Below are 19,753 nucleotides of genomic sequence, written 5' to 3'. Positions count from 1 at the left end.
GCGCTCCTAATGTCCGAGATAGGCTTCGATCACGGCGGGGTTCTTGCGAACCTCGTCGGGCCGGCCCATCGCCAGCACCTTGCCTTCCGCCATCACCATCACGCGCGAGCACAGCGACATCACGAACTCCATGTTGTGCTCGATCACGACGAAGGTGGCGTTCTTCTCGCGGTTGATCGCGACCAGGCGCTCCTTGAGGTCCGCCAGCATCGACGGGTTGACGCCGCCGGCTGGCTCGTCGAGCAGCACCAGGCGCGAGCCGCCCATGAAGGCCATGGCGGCATCGAGCAGTTTTTGCTGACCATAAGAGAGAGCCCCAGCCGGCTCGTCGGCGAGATGGTCGAGCTTGAAGAAGCCGATCATCTGGTTCGCGGCCTCCGTCAGCCCGGCATCGGAGCGGCCGACCAGGCGCGAGGCCATGTTGCCCTGGTGCTCCTGTCCGGCGAGGATCAGGTTCTCGCGCACCGAGAGCTTTGGGAACACCTGCAACAGCTGGAAGGTGCGGCTGACCCCGAGCTTGTTGAGCTCGGAGGGACGCAGGCCCGTGACGACCTGTCCGTCGAGCTTGACTTCGCCGCCGGTCGGCGTGAGCTGGCCGAGGATGCAGTTGAACAGCGTGGACTTGCCGCAGCCGTTCGGCCCGATCAGGCCGAGGATCTCGCCCTCGCGCACGTCGAACGAGACCCCGTTGACGGCGTGGATGCCGCCAAAGCTCTTCTTGATGTCGGTGACTTCGAGGACCGCGCTCATTGCGCCGTCTCCAGGCGCGACTTTGCGACGGCGCGCAGCGCGGACGCCGCCTTGGTGCGGCGCTCGGCGAGATATCGGTCGAGGATTCCGAGAATGCCGGTCGGCGACCAGATCAGCAGCAGCATCACGGCGACGGCGTAGAGCATCAGGTAGTAGCCTTCCGTGAAGCGCAACCATTCCGGCAGCAGCACCGCGATCATCGCTCCCAGGAACGGACCGAGATAGAAGCCGGCGCCGCCGACGATCACCATCAGCAGGAGGTCGAGCGAGAGCGACAGGTTGAACGGCACGGGATCGATATATTGCGTCAGCGGCGCATAGAGCGCTCCGGCGACGCCGCCGAGTGCCGAGCCGATCGCGAAGGCCATCAGCGTGTAGCGGCGGGTATCGACGCCGAGGGATTGCGCGCGCAACGGATTCTCGCGCAGCGCCATGAAGGCACGGCCCCAGGGCGATCGGATCAGCCACCACACCGCAAGCGAGACGATCGCGAGCGAGCCGAGGCAGACATAGTAGAACGGCAGCGGTTTGTTGGTCGCGATGCCGAAGATGTGCGGACGCGGAATGTTGGAGATGCCGTAGATGCCGCCGGTCAGCCAGCTCTCGTTGCGGAACACCAGGAAGGCGAGGGTGGAAAAGGCGAGGGTGACGAAGGCGAGGTAATGGTGCTGCACGCGCAGTGCGGGATAGCCGAGCACCCAGCCGATCGCAAAGCTCAAGACGATCGCCACCAGGATCGCCGCCGGCAGCGGCCAGCCATGTGTGGTCATGATCGCGGCCGCATAGGCGCCGATGCCGACGAAGGCGCCTTGCGCCAGCGAGACCTGGCCGGCATAGCCGAGCGTGAGATTGAGCCCCATGGCGGCGATGCTCATCACCGCCCATTGGCTCAGGATGAACAGGCCGTAGCGGTTGAAGTTCATGGGGACGATGATCAGCGCGGCGATGATGGCAAGGCCGAGCGCGATCTTCAGGGGTTTGGCGATGCCGCTCATACGGTGCGCTCCTCGGCACGGCCGAGCAAGCCCTGCGGCCGGAACAGGATGACGGCGATCAGGAACATCATCGGCACGGCGGCGCGATACTGCGTCGAGACATAGGCCGCCGCGAGATTGTCGAGTACGCCGATCAGCAGGCCGCCGGCGATGGCGCCGCGCACCTGGTTGAAGCCGCCGACGATCGCGGCGATGAAGGCGGCCTGGCCCAGCACCTCGCCGGACGAGAATTTTGCGAGGTAGATCGGTGTGATCAGCAGCGAGGCCAGCGCCACCAGGAAGGCGTTGATCAGGAAGGTCAGCAGGATCATGCGCTCGACCGGGACGCCGATGATGCGGGCCACCGTCGGGTTCTGCGCCGCCGCCTGCATCTGGTGGCCGAGCGAGGTACGGCTCAGCAGCGTGGTCAGGCCGAGAACGGCGAGGATGGCAACAGTGAGCACGCCGATGCTCTGCAGCGACACAGCATGGCCGAGGATGGAGATGTCGCCGGTCGGCACGATCGAGGGGAAGGGCGAAGCCTCCGCGCTGTAGAACTGCTTGACCGATTCCTTGATGGCGATCGCGAGCGCCATGGTCGCGATCGCCAGCGGTAGCACACCGTGACGCATCATCGGGTCCACCAGCAGCATCTTGAAGGCGAGCCCGAGCAGGATCAGCGAGAGCAGGATGCCGAGGATGATCGCGAGCCAGAACGGCGCGCCCACATGCATCGCGGCCAGCATCAGGAACGCCGGCAGCATCACGAACTCGCCTTGCGCGAAATTGATAGTCTGCGAGGTCTGCCACAGCAGCGTGAAGCCGACCGCGACCAGCGCGTAGATGGCGCCGGTGGCGAGCCCCGCGACCAGTAGATCGAATAGGTTGGACATGTTCCCCTCTTTCCTCTCCCTCTCCCCGCTCTCTTTCTTCTCCCTCTCCCCGTACTTACGGGGAGAGGGTTGGGGTGAGGGGCTGTCTCCGCGTACTCGATTGTCACCGTCGTCGCGGAAGCAGCCCCTCACCCCGCCCTCTCCCCGCGAAGGGGCGGGGAGAGGGAGACGAAAGATCTCTCCCCGCGTAGAGCGGGGCGAGGGAGAAGGGCCACGCTTCACTTCACCTTGGGCAGCACCTGCTTCACCACCTGCTTGCCTTCGACCACCTCGACCAGGAAGCTCTGGCGGTCGATGTCGCCGGTGTCGCTGAAGGTGACGTCCATCAAAATGCCCGGCTCGTCCGCGGCCTTGATGGTGAGGCCGTGCAGCGTGTCGGCGAACTTCTTCGGGTCGACCTTGCCCATCTTTTCCGTGGTCGCCTTCACCATGTAGACGGCGAGGTAGCCCTTCAGGCCGTTATGATCGGGGACGTAATTGTACTTCTTGGAGAACTTCTCGCGGAACGCCTTGACCAGATCGACCGGCGCGTCGGTGGTGAGGCCGACATGGCCGCGCGCGCCGTTGGCGGCATCGCCCGCGAGCTCGATCACCTTCTGGCCGATCAGCGTGGTCTCGCCCATCAGCGGCGCGGTGACGCCCTGGCGCTTCAGCTCCTTCAGGATGCGCGCGCTCTCTTCCTCGTTCAGGTAGACGAACACGGCGTCGGGATTGGCGGCCTTGATCTTGCCGACGTCGGCGGCGAAGTCGGCCTGGCCCGCTTCGGTGGAGAGATCGGCGACGACCTTGGAGCCGAGCCGGTCGAGCTCCTTGACCACGACGTCGCGGCCACCGCGGCCGAAATCGTTGTTGACCCAGACCACCGCAACGGTCTTCGCCTTCATCTCGTCGTGGATGTACTTTGCGACCTTCGGCATTGAGGATTGCTGGCCGAAGGAGGTGCGGAACAGGAACTTGTTTCCTGTCTGCGTCAGCTCGGCGGCTTCGCCGCCCATGATCTGCGCGATGCCGGCTTCGGCCGCGAGCGGCGCGGTCACCTTCACCGAGCCGGAATAACCGGGCCCGAGCAGCACATAGGGCTCGGCGTCGAGCGCCTTCTGCACCTGGGCGCGCGCCACCCCGGGGTTGGACTGCGAGTCGGCGTGGCTGACCTCGAGCTTGCGGCCGAGCACGCCGCCCTTGGCGTTGATCTCCTCGATCGCGAGGTCGATGCCGTTCTTCCAGTTCGTGCCGACGGTGGCGCCGCCGCCCGAGAGCTCCGCGACGTTGGCGAGCTTGATTGCCTGGGCAAAGGCGCCCGTTGCGGTCATGACGGTGAGCAATGCGCCCACCACTAGCGTTGATTTCATCGTCCTCTCCTCCCGTTTCAAATCTTGCAAGCGGCCTTGTATCCGGCCGCTTCGCCTCAAGCTGCCTGATAGGCGGCGCTGCGCGCTGCCATCACGGCGTCGAAAGCCTCTCCCATGATCTCGGTGGATGGGGCAAGGCCTGTGAACAATTCGAAGGCGTCGGCGGCCTGGTAGATCGCGAGGTCGCGGCCGGTCATGATCTTCGCGCCTTTCTCTCGCGCTGCGGCCAGCAGCGGCGTGATCAGCGGCGAATAGACGGCGTCGGCGACCCATAGGTCCGCCCTGAGCAGTCTCGCCGGCACCGGCGTGTCACGGTTCGGCAGCATGCCGACCGGCGTGCCGTTGACGAGACCGGTCGCACCCTCGAGCGCATCCTCGACGCTGGCGGCAACGCGGGCGCCGCGCGGGGCGAGCATGGCGGCCAGTTTCTCGGCGCGCGCCGGCTCGCTGTCGAAAATGCGGATGTCGGCCACGTTCAGGCTCGCCAGCGCAAACGCGATGGCCTTGCCGACGCCGCCGGCGCCGATCAGGGCGATGGCGTTGCCGGAGGGCGCCAGCAATGGCGTCACCGCCCGCGCAAAACCCGTGGTGTCGGTGTTGTGGCCGGTCAGCCGGCCATCCCTGACCACGACGGTGTTGACCGCGCCCATGCCGGCTGCGCCCGGCGCCAGCGCGTCGAGCAGCGGCACCACCGCTTCCTTGTAGGGGTAGGTGACATTGACGCCGGCAAAGCCGAGCCGCCGGACGCCCTCGAGCATCATGCGCAGCCCGGCCGCATCGGCCCCGGCGACCTCGATAAGCTGGTAATGGCCGCGCAGGCCGAGCGCTTCGGCGGCGCGCTCATGCATGGCGGGCGAGGCGGAATGCGCGATCGGGGCGCCGATCAGGCCGGTGAGGAGCTTCTTGCTGGCGGCGTATCCGCGTTTCGACATGGTTCGCTATCGTCTCAAGGGAGCGTCCGGCCCCGGCCATTAGCGGGGAAATCCGTGCAATTCCAGCTGCGACGATAGCCTTTCCCCCGCCTAACACAATTACCCTTTTATCTGGCAAACCTAACATCATGTTATTTCCTCCGCCCGCGGGCAGGGGCGGTCTTGCCACTGCCGCGGGAGGGCTCGACCGCGCGCATCTCGGCGCGCAGGGCCTCGATGAAATACTCGGCATGCAGCGACAGCGGCGTGCCGCGCTTGACTGCGATGTAGGTGTCGAACCGCGTCGGCTCGGCGATCTTCAGAAGCTCGATCCCGGGATAGCCGCCATGGGCGACGGTGAACTGGTCGATGATGGCGATGCCGAGTCCCGCCTTCACCAGCGCGCAGACGGTGGTGCCGAAGCGCGCGCGGATCGTGATGTTGTAGTCGAGCCGGTGGCGCGCGAAGATCCCGGCCATGATCCGGCCGTAGGGGTCGTTGGGATCGATACCGATCAGCGGATAGCGCGTGATCTCGGCGGCGGAGACCTGCTTGCGGCCGGAGAGCTCGTGGCCGGGCGGCACGATGCAATAGAGCTCGCCCGAAGCGAGCGGCATGAAGTCGAGCCCGGAATGCTCGAGCCGATAGCTCATCGCCACGCACTCGCCGCGGCCGAGCATCAGGTAGTCGATGGCCTCCTCGAGCTTGAGGATGTTGATGTCGATGCCGAGATCGGGATAGCGGCGGCGGACGCGCTCGATCGCACGCGGCACCATCACCTGCGAGATGCTCGGCACCGAGCCGATGCGCAGCTCCGACAGGCCGCCGCGGCCGATCTTGGAGATGATCTCGGAGAGGTCGTCGACCTTCTTGTAGACGCCGTTGATCTGCTCGAAGATGTTCTCGGCTTCCGGCGTCGGGAAGTAGCGCCCGTTCTGGCGCTGGAAGAAGCGGATGCCGAGCGAGCGCTCTGTGTATTTGACGAGGCGGCTGATCCCCGGCGCCGAGACGTTGAGCAGCTTCGCCGCACCGCCGATGGTGCCCGTCACCATCACGGCACGGATCACTTCGACCTGGCGCAGCGTCATCATGGCCTTGAACTGTCCCTGGCATCGACAAGAGATCGCGGCGATCATCTCACGAGAGATGCGCTGTCATCCAGCGGCAAGTGTGCGCCGATGTGGCCGGAGGCTGGCGCTTTCCCTCTCCCCTTGTGGGAGAGGGTGGATCGCCGCAGAGCGGCGAGACGGGTGAGGGGTCTCTCTCCGCGACTTCAAATGGGAGTTGGATTCGCGGAGAGAGACCCCTCATCCGGCGCTTCGCGCCACCTTCTCCCACAAGGGGAGAAGGGAAGCCAAAATTCGCAGTCAGAGTGTTTCGACTAAAACCCGCGCGGTCAGATGGAGAGGCGTCCTCGTGACGCGATCTGTTGCTCCGGCGTCGTCTTTGCAACGGCGTTCTAGCTCGCCGGCCCTTCCGGCGACACGCTCTCGGCCAGCTCCGCGCGCTCGCTCTGCAGCACCTCGCGCGCAAACTCGATGATCTTCTGCTTGTTCGCCGTTTCGCGGACGGCAAAAAACACGCGGTTCAATTCCAGGCCGAGCACGCTGTTGAGGGCGATGTCCTCGTCTTCCATCGTTGGCTTCCCGCTTCGGATGTTCTCAGGTGTATCGTGGCGTCAATTCTGCCACAAGTAGTTAAATCCTCGGAGCGCATGAGCACCGGGAAACTACGGCCACAGCGAATTGAGGCGGTCTGTGAATACGTGCTATACGGAAGCGCGAGGGTCAGGAAACGTACGATGTCCGCCGTAGACTATGGCCGGGAGGCGCTCGACTTCATCGAAGGCCTGCAGACCTACCGCAAGGTACCAGAGGCCATGAACGCGCTCGAAGCGGCGTTCGGTCGCTTCGGCTTCGAAACCATCATCGTGACGGGGTTGCCCAATCCCGATCAGCAGTTTGCGCAGATGGTGCTCGCCAAACGCTGGCCTGCGGGATGGTTCAGCCTCTACACCGAGAAAAACTACGATCGTTTCGATCCCGTGGTGCGGTTGTGCCGGCAGTCGGTCAATCCGTTCGAGTGGTCGGAAGCGCCCTATGATGCGGAACTCGAGCCGAATGCGGCCGAGGTGATGAACCGTGCCAGCGAGTTCCGCATGTCGCGCGGCTTCATCGTGCCGATCCACGGCCTCACCGGCTACGAGGCGGCGGTCTCGCTCGGCGGTGTCCATCTCGACCTCAATGCCCGCAGCAAGCCGGCGCTGCATCTGATGGCGATGTATGGCTTCGACCACATTCGCCGTCTGCTCGAGCCGATGCCGCATCCGTCGACGCGCCTCACGCCGCGCGAACGCGAGGTGATCGCCTGGGCTTCGCAGGGGAAGTCGGCCTGGGAAATCGGCGAGATCCTCCACATCACCCAGCGCACCGCCGAAGAGCATCTTGCAACTGCTGCGCGCAAGCTCGGCGCGGTCAACCGTACGCATGCGGTCGCGCTGGCGATTCGGAACAAGATCATCAATCCTTAAGCCGCCTTACTGGGAAATTTCCCAATATCGAAGCTGCGTCTTTTCGCAGAATCTCCCCCCATTGAGGATGAATGGGGGTTTTCATGATTCACGCAGTTTCCGCGGTAAATCGTCACCTTTATGAAGACGTAATCGAGCAGCATTTCCGGCTGCGTCACGACATCTTCGTCGAGGAGCGGCGCTGGGAGACGCTGCGCAGGCCGGATGGCCGTGAGATCGATTCCTACGACGACGAGGACACCGTCTACCTGCTGGCGCTGGAAGGCCGCCGCGTCGTGGGCGGTCATCGGCTCTATCCGACCACCAAGCCCTCGATGATGAGTGAGGTGTTTCCGCATCTGGCGGCGGTTCGCGGCTGGCCCGCCGATCCGCTAGTGTGGGAATGGTCGCGCTACTTCGTCGTGCGCGATCGCCGCGACGGCGCGCTCAACCTGCAACTGATGGCTGCGGTGCAGGAGTTCTGCCTCGACCAGGGAATCGCGCAGGTCAGCGCGATCATGGAGACCTGGTGGCTGCCGCGCTTCCACGAAGCCGGCTTCGTCGTGACGCCGCTCGGCCTGCCGGCTCTGGTCGAGAACGCATGGACCATGGCGGCGACCATCGACATTCGTCGGGAGACGCTCGATGCCCTGCATCATCGGATCGGCACGGCTTCGGTCGTGCAGCAGGACGGCCCTCGTCTCGATGCCATCGCCCGTGCCAACCTCTGCGGTCATGTTGCCGCGCAACGAAAGAGCGCCTGAGATGTCGAACGTGATGCGGGACAGCCAGATCATGGCGCAAATGAAAGACGAGGATCTCGGCTACATGTCCGACATGGCGCTCGAACTGGCGCAAATGGCGGAGGACACCGGATTGACGACGCTCGCCTATCTGTTTCGGATGGCGGCTCTGGAGGCGTCGACGGCCAACAGCGTTCTCGCCGAGCCGGACGAGCTCCCCCGGCAGATGACGTCGCACTAGACGCAGCCCTGCTCGATTTTACGACGATCGTACCCTCTCACCGCCAGCCGGTGAGAGGGTGATGCCGTTTGGCTGCGGCAGGTTGCCTCATGCCGCGCGGCAGCTTTTTTGCATTGCGGGGCGCGTCCCGGCCGCACGTGCCGAGATGCAACAAAGTGCATGTTTGATGTCGAATCGCTCTTGCCTCGGAACGATACTGCCATTACCCATTTTTCGGCCTTGAAGAGGCAGGGGGAGCTCTTTCACTGATGGCGACAGTGTTCGAACATCGGCGCGCGTCTGTATGCGCCTGAAAGAGTCCTGATGCTGCTCGTCGTCGAACAATTCTTGAATGGGTTGCAGTTCGGTCTGCTGCTGTTCCTGCTCGCCGCGGGCCTGACGCTGGTGTTCGGGATCATGGATCTCGTCAACCTCGCGCACGGCTCGCTCTATATGATGGGCGCCTATTTCGCCGCCACGTTCGCGGCGTGGACCGGCAGCTTCCTGCTCGGCGCGCTGATGGCGTTGGGCGCGACGCTCGTGCTCGGCATCGTGCTGGAGGTGAGCGCGCTGCGGCATCTCTATGGCCGCGACCATCTCGACCACGTGCTCGCGACCTTCGGCCTGATCCTGTTCTTCAACGAAGCCGTGCGGCTGATCTGGGGCCCGGCGGGCCTGGCGCTGCCGCTGCCGGCCTGGCTCACCGTGCCGGTGCCGATCCTGCCCGGCATTCACTATCCCGCCTATCGCCTCGCCATCATTGGGGTAGCGCTGCTGGTCGCGCTGCTGCTCTATCTCGGCGTGATGCGCACCCGCGTCGGCATGCTGATCCGGGCCGGCGCATCCAACCGCGAGATGATCGGCGCGCTCGGCATCAACATCAAGCTGCTCTACACGCTGGTGTTCGGCCTGGGCGCCGCACTCGCGGGCCTTGCCGGGCTGATGCAGGCGCCGATCCTGACCGTGCAGATCGGCATGGGCGAGAACATCCTGATCCTCGCTTTCGTCATCATCGTGATCGGCGGCATCGGTTCGATCCGCGGCGCTTTCCTCGCTGCGATCTTCGTCGGCATGATCGACACGCTCGGCCGCGCCTTCCTTCCGAACCTGCTCCGCCAGGTGCTGAGCGGCGCCGCCGCATCCACCGCCGCGCCCGCGCTGTCCTCCATGCTGATCTATCTGCTGATGGCGATCGTGCTGGTGGTGCGGCCGGAGGGGCTGTTTCCGGCCAACCGTCGATGAAGAGTTTGAGCGTGAGCAAGGCCGTCACGGCCCTGATGCTGGCGGGCCTCGTGCTGCTGCCGCTCTACTCGCATCTGACCGGCAACATCTTCATCCTGACGCTGTTCACCCGCATCATCATCCTGGCGCTGGCGGCCGCGAGCCTCAACCTCATCATGGGATTTGCGGGCCTGATGAGCTTTGGCCATGCCGCGTATCTCGGCATCGGCGGCTATGCCGTCGGCATGCTCGCGCAGGAAGGCGTTGGGTCCGGCTTCATCCAGTTTCCGGTCGCGATTGCGGCGTCGGCGATCTATGCGCTGGTGATCGGCGCGCTGTCGCTGCGCACCCGTGGCGTCTACTTCATCATGATCACGCTGGCCTTCGCCCAGATGGCCTATTACGTCGCCTCGGGGCTGGCCCGCTACGGCGGTGATGACGGCCTCACGATCTACAAGCGCAGCGACTTCTCGGGCCTGATCGATCTCGGCAACCGCACGCAGTTCTACTATCTCTGCCTCGCCTGCCTGTTCGGCGTCATGCTCCTGATCTGGCGCATCGTCAATTCGCGCTTCGGTCTTGTCGTGCAGGGCCTGCGTTCCAACGAGCAGCGCATGCAGGCGATCGGCTTTCCGGCCAAGCGCTACCAACTGGTCTGCTTCGTCATATCAGGCACGATGTGCGGCCTTGCCGGCGCGCTGCTCGCCAACAACACCGATTTCGTCAGCCCGGCTGTGATGTACTGGACCCGTTCCGGCGATCTCATGGTGATGGTGATCCTGGGCGGCATGGGCACGCTGTTCGGCCCGGTCATGGGCGCGGTGGTGTTCCTTCTGCTGGAAGAACTGCTGTCGCAGATCACCGAATATTGGGCGCTGATCCTGGGCCCGCTGCTGCTGCTCATCGTCCTGTTCGGCCGCGGCGGCATCATGGGCGCGCTGGGGAGGGCTGGCCGTGGCTGAACCCTTGCTCCGCGTCGAAAAGCTGGTGCGCCGCTTCGGCGGCATCATCGCCACCGACCACGTCTCGCTCGACGTCGCATCCGGCGAGCTGCACGCCATCATCGGCCCGAACGGCGCCGGCAAGACCACGCTGATTAGCCAGCTCACCGGGCACCTCGAACCGCATTCCGGCAGCGTCTCGCTGGCGGGGCGCGACATCACCTATCTGCCGGCCTATCGCCGCTGCGCGTTGGGCCTGGCGCGTTCGTTCCAGATCACCTCGCTGCTGCTCGACTTCACCGCCGCGGACAATGTCGCGCTGGCGGCGCAGGCGCATGCCGGCACCTCGTTCCGATTCTTCGCCAATGCGCGCAACGAGAAGGGCTTGCGCGATGCCGCCCATGCCGTGCTCGACCGGGTCGGCCTGTTGCATCGTGCCGATGTCGTGGTGTCGAGGCTCAGCCATGGTGAGCGTCGCGAGCTCGAGCTCGCGGTCGCGCTCGCCAGCAAGCCGAAATTGTTGCTGCTGGACGAGCCGATGGCGGGTCTCGGCGTCACCGAATCCCAGCGCATGGTGAAGCTGCTCCAGGAGCTGCGCAAAGAGGTCTCGATCGTGCTGGTCGAGCACGACATGCCGGCGGTGTTCGCGCTGGCCGACCGCATCACGGTGCTGGTCTATGGCCGCGTCATCGCCTCCGGCGATCCGGCCGCGATCCGCGCCAACGAGGACGTCAAGCGCGCCTATCTCGGCGATCAGCATGTGGTGACGCATCATGGCTGACACGCTGCTCGAGGTCGACGGCATCGAGACCTGTTACGGCCTGTCCCAGGTGCTGTTCGGCCTGTCGCTGTCGATCAAGCCGGGCGAGATGGTCTCGCTGATGGGCCGCAACGGCATGGGCAAGACCACCACCATCCGCTCCATCATGGGCCTGACGCCGGCGCGCGCAGGCACCATTCGCTTCGCGGGCGCGGAGGTGCGGCAGCTTCCGTCCTACAGAATCGCCAAGCTCGGCGTCGGTCTCGTTCCGGAGGGACGCCAGATCTTCCCGAACCTCACCGTGCGCGAAAACCTGGTCGCGGCCGCGGCCGATCGCTTCAACAGCGATAATCCCTGGACGCTCGCCGCAATCTACGTGCTGTTCCCGCGCCTTGCCGAGCGTGCGTCCAACATGGGCAACCAGCTCTCCGGCGGCGAGCAGCAGATGCTCGCGATCGGCCGCGCCTTGATGACGAATCCAAAGCTCCTGATCCTGGACGAGGCGACCGAGGGCCTCGCGCCGCTGATCCGCGAGGAGATCTGGAATTGCCTGTCGCTGCTCAAGAGCCGCGGACAGTCGATCCTGGTCGTCGACAAGAACGTCGACCATCTCGCCCGCATTTGCGATCGCCATTACATCATCGAGCGCGGCAAGACGGTGTGGAGCGGCACCTCCGACGAGCTGATGGCCGCGCCAGACCTGCAGCACAAATATCTGGGAATTTGACGCGTTCGTCGCCTTCGCCGCGGCAATGCGAGCTGTCTTCGAGCAAATCCAATTTCGAAATCCTCCAAACAGCGCGCTGAGCTCTTGAGCGCGCCGCCGTCAGCCGTCAAAGAAGACGCGGCGTTGTGGATTCGATGCGGGACCTTTACGAGCAAATTGTCGGGTTGCCTGAGGACGACGTCGGTTCCGCACAGCGAGGGGCAGCCCAATGGCTGGATTATCCGGGCTGCGTGGTCGTCCAAGGTGAGTTCCGAGCCGACGCCGAGGGGCCTGCAATCGCAGCGCCGGGCCTGTTCATCTCGGTGGCGTTCGATGAAGTCGGTGCTGGCCCCGGCACTCTGACGCGCTCGATCGGCGAGAGGCGGATGGGCGTGATCGCGGTGCGCGAGTCCCTCGCCGTGAAACGCTCAACGCGGTGCGCCATCGGCCTTGCGTTGCCCGGAGCTTCCATCGATCAGCTCGGACTCGGCGCCGCGTTTCGGGCGCTGTTCAAGGACGAAGGATCCGGCGCGGTCGTCCTCTCGCTGGCCGCATCAGCGCGCGTGCGGGCCGTCGCGGCGGAAATGTTCTCGCCGCCGGTCGCCGGAAACGCGGCGCGATTGCTGATGTCGGCGCATGCCGCCGAGATCGTCGTCCATGCCTTGTTCGGCGAGTGCGGCCGGATCGCGGTCGATCCGGCAACAGACCTCCAGCGCATGCGGCTGCAATCGGTCAAGGAGCGGATGGACGCCGACCTTGCCTATCCCTGGAGCATGGACGAGCTGGCGCGGAACGCAGGCCTCAGCCGGCGATCTTTCAATCAGAAATTCCAGATCGCCTATGGCGAGAGCGCCATCGACTATCTGAGGGCGCGCCGGCTCGATACTGCACGAGCTCTTCTGATTCACCAGCGCTTGTCGGTCACCGAGGCGGCCTATCGGGTCGGCTATACCCATCCGGCGAACTTCGCGACGGCCTTTCGCAGGCGCTTCGGTCATTCGCCCAGTCGCTGCCAGTAACGGCAGCGCGCGATGCGCTGCCTCACGCCTCAGTCTTGAAAGCCTCCACGTGGACTCAAAGGCGATTTGCGCGGTCGCAAAGGCGCCGTGCGTCGCGATCTGGTTACTCCCGGGTTGGACCAAAGACGGAGCTTGGGGAAGACGATGAGGCGTGGCGACGGGCAAACGTTCGGTTGGGAACGGGTGATGAAGGCTGGTCTGGGTGCAGCCGGTCTGGGCGTGGTTTTGCAGGTGACACCGACCCTTGCACAGGTCTCCGGGACCAATTCGGGATCGACGGCCGCGACATTGCCGCCCGTCACCGTGGAGGCGCCGAACCAGGTGCGCCCGCGCGCCGTGTCTGCCCACCGCAATTCACCGTCGCAGCGCGGCCGTGTCGCGGCGCAACGCAATGCCGCCTCCAGGCAAGCCGCAAGCCAGCAGGATGGGCGCGAGGCAGGTAGCGGTCGCGCCGCGACGTCGAGCGAGAACAGCTACGTCGCCAACAGCAGCTCCGCGGCCACCAAGACGAGCACCCCCCTGCTGGAGACGCCGCAGTCGATCTCGGTCGTGACGCGCAAGGAGCTCAACGATCGCGCCGTGCAGACGCTGACGGAAGCCGTCGGCTATGAGCCGGGCGTGCGCATCGATGCTTCCGGCTACGATCCGCGCTTCGACGCCATCTCGATCCGCGGCTTCGACATCACCTATAACGGCATCTATCTCGACGGCCTGCGTCTCGTCGGCGCCGGTCTCGGCGTGTTCAAGACGGAGCCCTATGGGGTCGACAGCATCACCGTGGTCCGCGGCCCGAGCTCGGCGCTGTACGGCCTCGGCTCGCCAGGCGGACTGATCGATCTGCAAAGCAAGTTGCCGACCAGCCAGCCCTTCCACGAGGTGCAGACGCTGTTCGGCGACCGCGATCGCGTTCAGGGCAATTTCGATTTTTCGGGGCCGATCGATCCCAACGGCCAATTCTCCTATCGGCTGACCGGCGTGGTGCGAGACGCCGACGTGTTCGTGCCTGGCGGCAAGGACAACCGCACCTATGTCGCTCCCGCCGTCACCTGGAGACCGGACCAATCGACAACCCTCACGCTTCTCGGCGCCTATCAGAAATCGAAGACGCCGGGGTCGATGTTCACCTATTCGACGGGGGTCGGCACCACCACGGACATCTTCACGGGCAGCCCGTCCTACAATTCGCTCGATCAGGAGCAGGGGCGCGTCGGCTACCTGTTCGAGCACGCGTTCGACAACGCCGTGACCGTCCGCCAGAAGTTCCGCTATGTCGATCTCGACGCGGTCACGCGCTATGTCGGCTTTCTCGGTGCTCCCGTCGGCAACGTCGTGTCGCGCTATACCGGCTACGTCCACGACACGCTGCAATCTGCCATCATGGACAACCAGGTCGAGGCGAAGCTCGCCACCGGCCCGGTGCAGCACACGCTTCTGGTCGGCACCGACTACACGTCGTCGAAGTTCACCGACAAGCAGGGGTTCGGCTTCGGCGTGTCCGATCTCAATTTGGCTGCGCCGGTCTATGCGCCGGAATCCATTCCGGATCCCGCGATCTCCTCGTCCACGGCGCAGCGGCAGACCCAGTCCGGCGTCTACATTCAGGACCAGGCCAAACTCGACCACTGGATCCTGACGCTGAGCGGCCGCAGCGACTGGGTCCGCACCACCGGCGAGGACCGGTTCGCGCTGACAAGACAGACGCAATCCGATCAGGCCTATAGCGGGCGGGCAGGCCTGACCTATGTGTTCGATTCCGGTGTGGCGCCCTACGTCGCCTATTCGACGTCGTTCTTTCCCAATCTCGGCGTCGATCCCTCAGGCGCCTTCTTCAAGCCGACCACCGGCAAGCAGACCGAGATCGGCGTGAAGTATCAGCCGCCGGGGACGCGGAGCCTCATCACCGCTGCCGTGTTCGACCTGACGCAGGATGGCGGGCTGGTGACGACGGGCACGGGCGTGACGGTCCAGCGTGGCGAGATTCAAAGCCGCGGCTTCGAATTGCAGGGGCTTGCAAGCCTCGGCAATGGTTTCGACATCACCTCGTCCTACACCTATCTCGACATGGTCACCAAGCAGGCCGGCGACAGCGCGCTGGTCGGCAAGTTTCCGTCGGGCAATCCTCCGCACACCGTGACGCTGTGGGGCAATTACGCCCTGCCGCTGGCTGGCCCCTTCGCGGGCCTGAGCGTCGGTGCCGGCGCGCGCTACATGTCTTGGAGCTATGGCGATGACCTGAACACGTTCAAGAACAGCTCCGTGACCCTGGTCGACGCCGCGCTGAAATACGATTTCGGCCAGGCGGCGAAGGATCTGAAAGGACTCCAGTTCCAGGTCAACGCCAAGAACCTGTTCAATGTGCACTACACGACCTGTCAGGTCGGTTACTGCTACCGGGGCGCGCCGCTGACCGTCATCGCCACGCTCGGCTATCGCTGGTGAGCGCAGCCGCCGGGCGGACGGGGCCGGACAGTTACCAATAGATCCCGTGGCGGTGCAGCTCGCGGATGACGCGGGCTTCGACGGACGGCTGCCGGCGTTTGGGCTTTGGCGTTTCGGTCGTCTTTGCCGGCGTCGTGGTTGATTGCACCGGCGCTGCGGTTGTCGGTGTCGTTGCGGCGGGTGCGGTCGGCGTCTGGACGTTGGCCGGTGACGCTTGCGTCGCCTGCGGCGGCCCGGCGGCCGGCGCGGCCTGCTGCTCGGTGGCCGGTTGCTTCGAATCGGCCGCCGCCAGGCTGAGGCTCCGCGAGCCTCCGGCATGGGCCTGGCTTGCGAGCAGCGACATCGCGGCGATCAGGATCAGCTTGCGCATGGCAATCCCCGTCATCTGGTCAATCGATCTTACCCAATTCCCTTGGGCTTCATGGACCTAACGCGCGAGGCGGTGCGTGCCGATCTCGATCAGGGTGGTCCGGCAGGACAGGCGATAGATCAGGCTGAAAAGTTGACCCCACATGACCGAACTCCGTTGTTGATCAATGCAGAGAATCTAGACCGCCTGCCTTTCCGGCGTTTTTCGCCGGGTGAGGAAAATGGCTTCGTCCGGGGGCGGCGCGATGTCGTCGCAACAGTCCGGAAGAAGTCGCCTCACGCGGGCGTGAAGCAGCGCGCCGAGCGGGGCCGATCGGATTCCGATCAAGGCCGGTAGTTCTCCCGGGATGAAGCGCCCGCAGCGCGGCAGTAACGTGCGGGCGCCTCAGCCCCGGTTCTTGTATGAGTTCCGATCGCCAAGACGATCCGCCGATCCTCATCTGCTCAAAATGCAGGCGGCCAATGAAGTTCCTGGCGACACTACCTGGAATAGTCACGCTGCCTGCGGAGCACGTTTATCATTGCGTCCAGTGCCGTCGCGTCGACACGATTCGGCTGAAGTGACGCTCTGGTGGCCGGGGCGGGCCGCTTACAGCAGTTGTAGCTGCTCCCGCCGCCGCGAAACCGGTGCTATAATATCGTGAACAGACGAGAACAGGGAGGACACCATGAACCACACCATGGTTCCCAGTGATCGCGTGGAGCACGTCGCCGTCTACGGACGCGACGGCACGAAGCTCGGCACGATCGAGCGGTTGATGCTCGACAAGATGAGCGGAACGGTTGCCTATGCCGTGATCAAGACCGGCGGGCTGCTCGGTACGCGTCACCATTATCCGCTGCAGTGGAGCGCGCTGAAATACGATCCAGCACGGCAGGCGTTCCAGACCGAGCAGACGCTGGACGAACTCAGCAGCGGCCCGTGCGAGTTCGATGGCGACGCGTTCGACTGGGGCGACCGCTCGCGGCCCTACCCGCATCCGCATTACTGGTCGGTCTAGCGAGCAAGACGGTTCGGCCGCGGAGCAGTATTTGACGCGAGCGCCCGCTATCCCGCGAGCGGCTGCTCGCCGACCTTGGGCCAATAGGTGCCGAAGCTCCAGAGCCCGCCCTCCGGATCGCGTGCGGCGAAATCGCGGCTGCCATAATCGGTCGTGTAGGGCTCCATCTCGATCTGCGCCCCGGCGGCTTTCACCTTTTGAAAGAGCGCGTCGGGATCCTCCACGGCCAGATAGACGGCATCCGTCCGCCGGCCGCCGATGTCGCCAACCAATTTGCCGTAGGCGTCGTCGCGATGCGCGCCCAGCATGAGGATCGACGATCCGAACGCCAGCTCGGCGTGAACGACTGTGCCCTCCTTGCGGTACACCACCCGTTCGGTGAAGCCGAGAACGTTCTTCAGCCAGGCGATCATCGCCTCGGCATCCTTGCAGCGCATGGTGTGGTAGAGGCGCGGCGCTTCGTAGCCGTTCGGCTGGTTCATGACACTCTCCAGGTTCGGTGCAAGCTTGTTGCGAAGCCGACCCTAGTTCGGATCATGGCGGCCGGCTTGAACAAATGGGACCTGACCGTGCCTTGCGCCGTCTTGCCGCTGTTTTGGCGCTAGCCCCCGCCGTCCCGCATCAGGCGTGAATCGACGACATCGAGCCGCGCGGCCCATCCGGTCGGCGTCTCTCCGCTGAACATCCGGAAATCGCGAGCAAGATGTGCCTGGTCGGCATAGCCGGCGTCCGCGGCAATGGCCGCCCAGCCGCCTGCGCCATCCGTCCGGGCCAGGACGCAAGCGCGATGAAAGCGCAGCATCTGGGCCAGCGTCTTTGGCGGAGCGCCGATCTCGCGGTGGAAGCGGCGTGTGAGATGCTTGCGGCTCCACCCGATGTCGGAGGCAATGTCGGCGATCCTGACCGCGCCCGCGCCTCGCCACAGCGTCTCCAGCGCGAAGGCGACCTCAGGCGAGGGCTCGTGTACGGCGCGGCGAAGCACGAAGTCTTCGACGATCTCGAATCGTCGCTGCCAGCCGGCCGCCTCGGCCACCCTGGCGCGGAGCTCCCTGCCGTGCCGTCCCAGAATGTCGTCGAGCCCGACGATCCGCGCGGTCAGATCGGGCACGGCGCCTCCGAAGAAGCGATACGCCCCGAGCGGCGTGAAATCGACCTGAACGCATTCGGCGCGCCCGTCGGATTCGATCACGACCGGCCCAGGAAACAGACCCGCTGCGAAACTCGGCCGCGCATCGGCGGTGTCCGGTCGGTGTCCGAGCGCAATGCGGAAGGGCGTTCCCAAATTCACCAGCAGAGGCAGTGCAAGCGGCGCGGCGTGGCGGAAGGCGGCCAAGCCGATCCCGCGCTCGCGGTAGAAGGAAATGCTGGAGATCAGCCGCGCAAGACGCGGCGAGGGCGGTCGACGGATGACATCGGGAGGTGCGTCCATCACGCGCTAACGCTCCGTCACTTCGCGCTCCATGCGTATGGTGTCGCAGAGCATGTCGGTCATGCCTGGAGCTTAGCAGGCGATCGCAGCGGAACTCAAATGACCCGGTGCGTGGCCGTCGAATTGCGCCGAAGCGCTGCCGCCCCGTCACGGCCGGTTGCGCATCCAGTCGGCCAGGCCCGCTATCGCCTTGTCGAGATCCTGGCGCGCGGCGGCGTCGGTGATCGTCTCCTCCAGCGCGCCGCGCATGCAGAGCATCCAGGCGTCGCGCTCGGCGTCCCCAATGGCGAAGCCGAAATGGCGCTGGCGCAGCCGCGGATGACCTTTCTCGGGTGTATAGAGCCGCGGGCCACCGGTCCATTCGGTGAGATAGCGCTTCAGCACGTCCCTGATCAGGCCAAGGTCGTCCGCATGCATGGCGCGGATGATCTTCGCCTCCGGCAGCGTGTCCATGCGGTCGTAGAAGCGGTCGACGAGGGCGTCGATCGTGGCGCTGCCGCCGATCCGCTCGAACATGGAGGTGGCGACGTCGGTGGACGTCATCGCTACAGCGCCACGCTGCGCAGGCCGAAGCTGCGGGCTTCGTTCTGCAGCACCGGCCGCACCGCATCGATCAGGCGTGCGGCGGCGGCATCGACGGAGAGGCCGGCGGTATCCACCACCGCGGTCGCGCGCGAATACAACGGCTCGCGGCTGAGCAGGATGTTGCGCAGCTCCGTCATCGCCGAGCGATCATCAGCCATCGGGCGTAGATCGCCCTGGCGACGCACGCGCGCCATGTGCTCCTCGGGCTCGGCCTTCAGCCAGATCGTGTAGAACGAGGAGAGGACCTGATCGAAGGTCAGGGGCTCGGAGACGATGCCGCCGCCGGTTGCCAGCACCATCAGCTCGTTGCGCGCGAGCAGCTGTTGCAGTGCCGCCTGCTCCATGCGGCGAAAGCCTTCCTGGCCGTACAGCGCGATGATCTCGGCGACCGAGAGCCCGTTCTGCTGCTCGACCTCCTTGTTGAGCTCGACGAAACTCCAGCCGATCTTCTTCGCCAGCATCCGCCCAAGTGTGGACTTGCCGGCGCCGCGCAGGCCGATCAGCGCGATCCCGCAGAACGGCGCGCGGCGGGGCGCGCTTGCGCTGCCGCCGGAGAGCAGATCCTTGGCCTGAGCAATCTGCGCGGGCGTCGCCTTGCGCAGGAGGTCGCGAAACATCTGCCAGTCCGGCGTCGGATCGGCGCTGGGCAGCAAATCTTCGAGATGGGCGCCCATCGCGTCGGAGACGCGGCGCAGCAGCACGATCGAGACATTGCCCTTGCCGCTCTCGAGCTGCGCGATGTAGCGCTCCGAGATCCCCGACACCTTGGCGAGCACTTTGCGCGACATGCCGCGCAGCGCGCGCATGGTGCGCACACGCTGGCCGAGTTGTTCGAGGAAGCGGGATTCGGCGTCGGGACTTTCGGTCATGAGTCTTCTTTACAGGGGTCCTGCGGCGCGTTTTAATGAAACATAGTGCCTGCTGGCATTGACAG

22 protein-coding genes are annotated in these 19,753 nt (G+C 65.1%); 10 read left to right on the top strand and 12 right to left on the bottom strand.

The window, feature by feature from the left end; genetic code table 11:
- Positions 1-6: 6 nt before the first annotated feature.
- The 7 genes from I6F31_RS10475 to I6F31_RS10445 all read right to left on the bottom strand — a co-directional run bounded on the left by I6F31_RS10475 (position 7) and on the right by I6F31_RS10445 (position 6,513).
- Entirely contained in the window at positions 7-750 is a 744-nt protein-coding gene (locus I6F31_RS10475) for an ABC transporter ATP-binding protein (protein ID WP_225185353.1), read from the bottom strand.
- A complete protein-coding gene (locus I6F31_RS10470) occupies positions 747-1,745 on the bottom strand; it encodes a branched-chain amino acid ABC transporter permease (protein WP_225185352.1) in 999 nt (332 codons plus the stop codon). Before I6F31_RS10470 ends, I6F31_RS10475 begins: the two co-directional genes overlap by 4 nt.
- Positions 1,742-2,617 carry a branched-chain amino acid ABC transporter permease gene (locus tag I6F31_RS10465; protein ID WP_036020345.1) on the bottom strand — a complete coding sequence of 292 codons (876 nt, stop codon included), beginning with the start codon at positions 2,615-2,617 and terminating at the stop codon, positions 1,742-1,744. Before I6F31_RS10465 ends, I6F31_RS10470 begins: the two co-directional genes overlap by 4 nt.
- A gap of 218 nt (positions 2,618-2,835) precedes the next feature.
- Positions 2,836-3,966, bottom strand: a complete 1,131-nt coding sequence (locus I6F31_RS10460) for an ABC transporter substrate-binding protein (protein ID WP_036001805.1) — start codon at positions 3,964-3,966, stop codon at positions 2,836-2,838.
- 56 nt (positions 3,967-4,022) lie between these two features.
- Positions 4,023-4,898, bottom strand: a complete 876-nt coding sequence (locus I6F31_RS10455) for a shikimate dehydrogenase (protein WP_225185351.1) — start codon at positions 4,896-4,898, stop codon at positions 4,023-4,025.
- A gap of 131 nt (positions 4,899-5,029) precedes the next feature.
- Positions 5,030-5,968 carry a LysR family transcriptional regulator gene (locus I6F31_RS10450; protein WP_036001799.1) on the bottom strand — a complete coding sequence of 313 codons (939 nt, stop codon included), beginning with the start codon at positions 5,966-5,968 and terminating at the stop codon, positions 5,030-5,032.
- Positions 5,969-6,336: 368 nt separating this feature from the next.
- Positions 6,337-6,513, bottom strand: a complete 177-nt coding sequence (locus I6F31_RS10445; protein WP_036001797.1) for a hypothetical protein — start codon at positions 6,511-6,513, stop codon at positions 6,337-6,339.
- A gap of 165 nt (positions 6,514-6,678) precedes the next feature.
- Here I6F31_RS10445 and I6F31_RS10440 point away from each other — a divergent pair, with 165 nt between their 5' ends.
- The 9 genes from I6F31_RS10440 to I6F31_RS10400 all read left to right on the top strand — a co-directional run bounded on the left by I6F31_RS10440 (position 6,679) and on the right by I6F31_RS10400 (position 15,435).
- Positions 6,679-7,407 carry a LuxR family transcriptional regulator gene (locus I6F31_RS10440; protein ID WP_036001794.1) on the top strand — a complete coding sequence of 243 codons (729 nt, stop codon included), beginning with the start codon at positions 6,679-6,681 and terminating at the stop codon, positions 7,405-7,407.
- 83 nt (positions 7,408-7,490) lie between these two features.
- Positions 7,491-8,150: an acyl-homoserine-lactone synthase gene (locus I6F31_RS10435; protein WP_036020350.1), complete on the top strand. Its 660-nt coding sequence runs from the start codon at positions 7,491-7,493 to the stop codon at positions 8,148-8,150.
- A gap of 1 nt (position 8,151) precedes the next feature.
- On the top strand, positions 8,152-8,370 hold the full coding sequence (locus I6F31_RS10430; RefSeq protein WP_036001783.1) for a hypothetical protein: 219 nt from the start codon (positions 8,152-8,154) through the stop codon (positions 8,368-8,370).
- Positions 8,371-8,673: 303 nt separating this feature from the next.
- Positions 8,674-9,591, top strand: coding sequence for a branched-chain amino acid ABC transporter permease (locus I6F31_RS10425; RefSeq protein WP_225185350.1), 918 nt, complete (start codon positions 8,674-8,676; stop codon positions 9,589-9,591).
- Entirely contained in the window at positions 9,588-10,532 is a 945-nt protein-coding gene (locus I6F31_RS10420; protein WP_225185349.1) for a branched-chain amino acid ABC transporter permease, read from the top strand. The genes I6F31_RS10425 and I6F31_RS10420 overlap by 4 nt, the downstream gene beginning before the upstream one ends.
- Entirely contained in the window at positions 10,525-11,292 is a 768-nt protein-coding gene (locus I6F31_RS10415) for an ABC transporter ATP-binding protein (RefSeq protein WP_225185348.1), read from the top strand. Before I6F31_RS10420 ends, I6F31_RS10415 begins: the two co-directional genes overlap by 8 nt.
- Complete coding sequence (locus tag I6F31_RS10410; RefSeq protein WP_197949127.1) at positions 11,285-11,998, top strand: ABC transporter ATP-binding protein; 714 nt, start codon at positions 11,285-11,287, stop codon at positions 11,996-11,998. The genes I6F31_RS10415 and I6F31_RS10410 overlap by 8 nt, the downstream gene beginning before the upstream one ends.
- A 230-nt stretch (positions 11,999-12,228) precedes the next feature.
- Positions 12,229-12,996 carry a helix-turn-helix transcriptional regulator gene (locus tag I6F31_RS10405; protein ID WP_225185347.1) on the top strand — a complete coding sequence of 256 codons (768 nt, stop codon included), beginning with the start codon at positions 12,229-12,231 and terminating at the stop codon, positions 12,994-12,996.
- A gap of 186 nt (positions 12,997-13,182) precedes the next feature.
- Complete coding sequence (locus I6F31_RS10400) at positions 13,183-15,435, top strand: TonB-dependent siderophore receptor (RefSeq protein WP_225185346.1); 2,253 nt, start codon at positions 13,183-13,185, stop codon at positions 15,433-15,435.
- A 31-nt stretch (positions 15,436-15,466) separates the two neighbouring features.
- Here I6F31_RS10400 and I6F31_RS10395 read toward each other — a convergent pair whose 3' ends face one another.
- Positions 15,467-15,805 (bottom strand): hypothetical protein, encoded by a 339-nt coding sequence (locus tag I6F31_RS10395; RefSeq protein ID WP_225185371.1) that lies wholly within the window; start codon positions 15,803-15,805, stop codon positions 15,467-15,469.
- 667 nt (positions 15,806-16,472) lie between these two features.
- Between I6F31_RS10395 and I6F31_RS10390 the strand changes: the two genes are divergently transcribed.
- A complete protein-coding gene (locus I6F31_RS10390; protein WP_036001758.1) occupies positions 16,473-16,805 on the top strand; it encodes a PRC-barrel domain-containing protein in 333 nt (110 codons plus the stop codon).
- A gap of 47 nt (positions 16,806-16,852) precedes the next feature.
- Here the strand turns inward: I6F31_RS10390 and I6F31_RS10385 are convergent, their stop codons facing one another.
- From I6F31_RS10385 to I6F31_RS10370, 4 genes are all read right to left on the bottom strand, one after another.
- On the bottom strand, positions 16,853-17,287 hold the full coding sequence (locus I6F31_RS10385) for a VOC family protein (protein WP_036042786.1): 435 nt from the start codon (positions 17,285-17,287) through the stop codon (positions 16,853-16,855).
- A 119-nt stretch (positions 17,288-17,406) separates the two neighbouring features.
- Complete coding sequence (locus I6F31_RS10380) at positions 17,407-18,138, bottom strand: helix-turn-helix domain-containing protein (RefSeq protein ID WP_225113437.1); 732 nt, start codon at positions 18,136-18,138, stop codon at positions 17,407-17,409.
- A gap of 243 nt (positions 18,139-18,381) precedes the next feature.
- On the bottom strand, positions 18,382-18,777 hold the full coding sequence (locus I6F31_RS10375; RefSeq protein WP_057028463.1) for a group II truncated hemoglobin: 396 nt from the start codon (positions 18,775-18,777) through the stop codon (positions 18,382-18,384).
- A 2-nt stretch (positions 18,778-18,779) separates the two neighbouring features.
- Positions 18,780-19,688 carry a helix-turn-helix transcriptional regulator gene (locus I6F31_RS10370; protein WP_225134355.1) on the bottom strand — a complete coding sequence of 303 codons (909 nt, stop codon included), beginning with the start codon at positions 19,686-19,688 and terminating at the stop codon, positions 18,780-18,782.
- Between the last annotated feature and the right edge of the window lie 65 nt (positions 19,689-19,753).

Origin of the sequence: Bradyrhizobium sp. NBAIM01 (assembly GCF_020194115.1) — a bacterium.
In the GTDB taxonomy this organism is placed as follows: Bacteria; Pseudomonadota; Alphaproteobacteria; order Rhizobiales; family Xanthobacteraceae; genus Bradyrhizobium; species Bradyrhizobium yuanmingense.
The sequence above is the reverse complement of the archived record's forward strand: the minus strand, read 5'-3'. Positions and strand labels throughout refer to the sequence as shown.

Excerpts from the sequence above, each read along its gene's own strand:
- I6F31_RS10420 (WP_225185349.1), top strand. The coding sequence starts at position 9,588 with ATGAAGAGTTTGAGCGTGAGCAAGGCCGTCACGGCCCTGATGCTGGCG.
- I6F31_RS10450 (WP_036001799.1), bottom strand. The coding sequence starts at position 5,968 with ATGATGACGCTGCGCCAGGTCGAAGTGATCCGTGCCGTGATGGTGACG.
- I6F31_RS10465 (WP_036020345.1), bottom strand. The coding sequence starts at position 2,617 with ATGTCCAACCTATTCGATCTACTGGTCGCGGGGCTCGCCACCGGCGCC.
- I6F31_RS10430 (WP_036001783.1), top strand. The coding sequence starts at position 8,152 with ATGTCGAACGTGATGCGGGACAGCCAGATCATGGCGCAAATGAAAGAC.
- I6F31_RS10410 (WP_197949127.1), top strand. The coding sequence starts at position 11,285 with ATGGCTGACACGCTGCTCGAGGTCGACGGCATCGAGACCTGTTACGGC.
- I6F31_RS10475 (WP_225185353.1), bottom strand. The coding sequence starts at position 750 with ATGAGCGCGGTCCTCGAAGTCACCGACATCAAGAAGAGCTTTGGCGGC.
- I6F31_RS10435 (WP_036020350.1), top strand. The coding sequence starts at position 7,491 with ATGATTCACGCAGTTTCCGCGGTAAATCGTCACCTTTATGAAGACGTA.
- I6F31_RS10395 (WP_225185371.1), bottom strand. The coding sequence starts at position 15,805 with ATGCGCAAGCTGATCCTGATCGCCGCGATGTCGCTGCTCGCAAGCCAG.
- I6F31_RS10440 (WP_036001794.1), top strand. The coding sequence starts at position 6,679 with ATGTCCGCCGTAGACTATGGCCGGGAGGCGCTCGACTTCATCGAAGGC.
- I6F31_RS10390 (WP_036001758.1), top strand. The coding sequence starts at position 16,473 with ATGAACCACACCATGGTTCCCAGTGATCGCGTGGAGCACGTCGCCGTC.
- I6F31_RS10425 (WP_225185350.1), top strand. The coding sequence starts at position 8,674 with ATGCTGCTCGTCGTCGAACAATTCTTGAATGGGTTGCAGTTCGGTCTG.
- I6F31_RS10470 (WP_225185352.1), bottom strand. The coding sequence starts at position 1,745 with ATGAGCGGCATCGCCAAACCCCTGAAGATCGCGCTCGGCCTTGCCATC.
- I6F31_RS10375 (WP_057028463.1), bottom strand. The coding sequence starts at position 18,777 with ATGACGTCCACCGACGTCGCCACCTCCATGTTCGAGCGGATCGGCGGC.
- I6F31_RS10400 (WP_225185346.1), top strand. The coding sequence starts at position 13,183 with ATGAAGGCTGGTCTGGGTGCAGCCGGTCTGGGCGTGGTTTTGCAGGTG.
- I6F31_RS10370 (WP_225134355.1), bottom strand. The coding sequence starts at position 19,688 with ATGACCGAAAGTCCCGACGCCGAATCCCGCTTCCTCGAACAACTCGGC.
- I6F31_RS10460 (WP_036001805.1), bottom strand. The coding sequence starts at position 3,966 with ATGAAATCAACGCTAGTGGTGGGCGCATTGCTCACCGTCATGACCGCA.
- I6F31_RS10385 (WP_036042786.1), bottom strand. The coding sequence starts at position 17,287 with ATGAACCAGCCGAACGGCTACGAAGCGCCGCGCCTCTACCACACCATG.
- I6F31_RS10455 (WP_225185351.1), bottom strand. The coding sequence starts at position 4,898 with ATGTCGAAACGCGGATACGCCGCCAGCAAGAAGCTCCTCACCGGCCTG.
- I6F31_RS10445 (WP_036001797.1), bottom strand. The coding sequence starts at position 6,513 with ATGGAAGACGAGGACATCGCCCTCAACAGCGTGCTCGGCCTGGAATTG.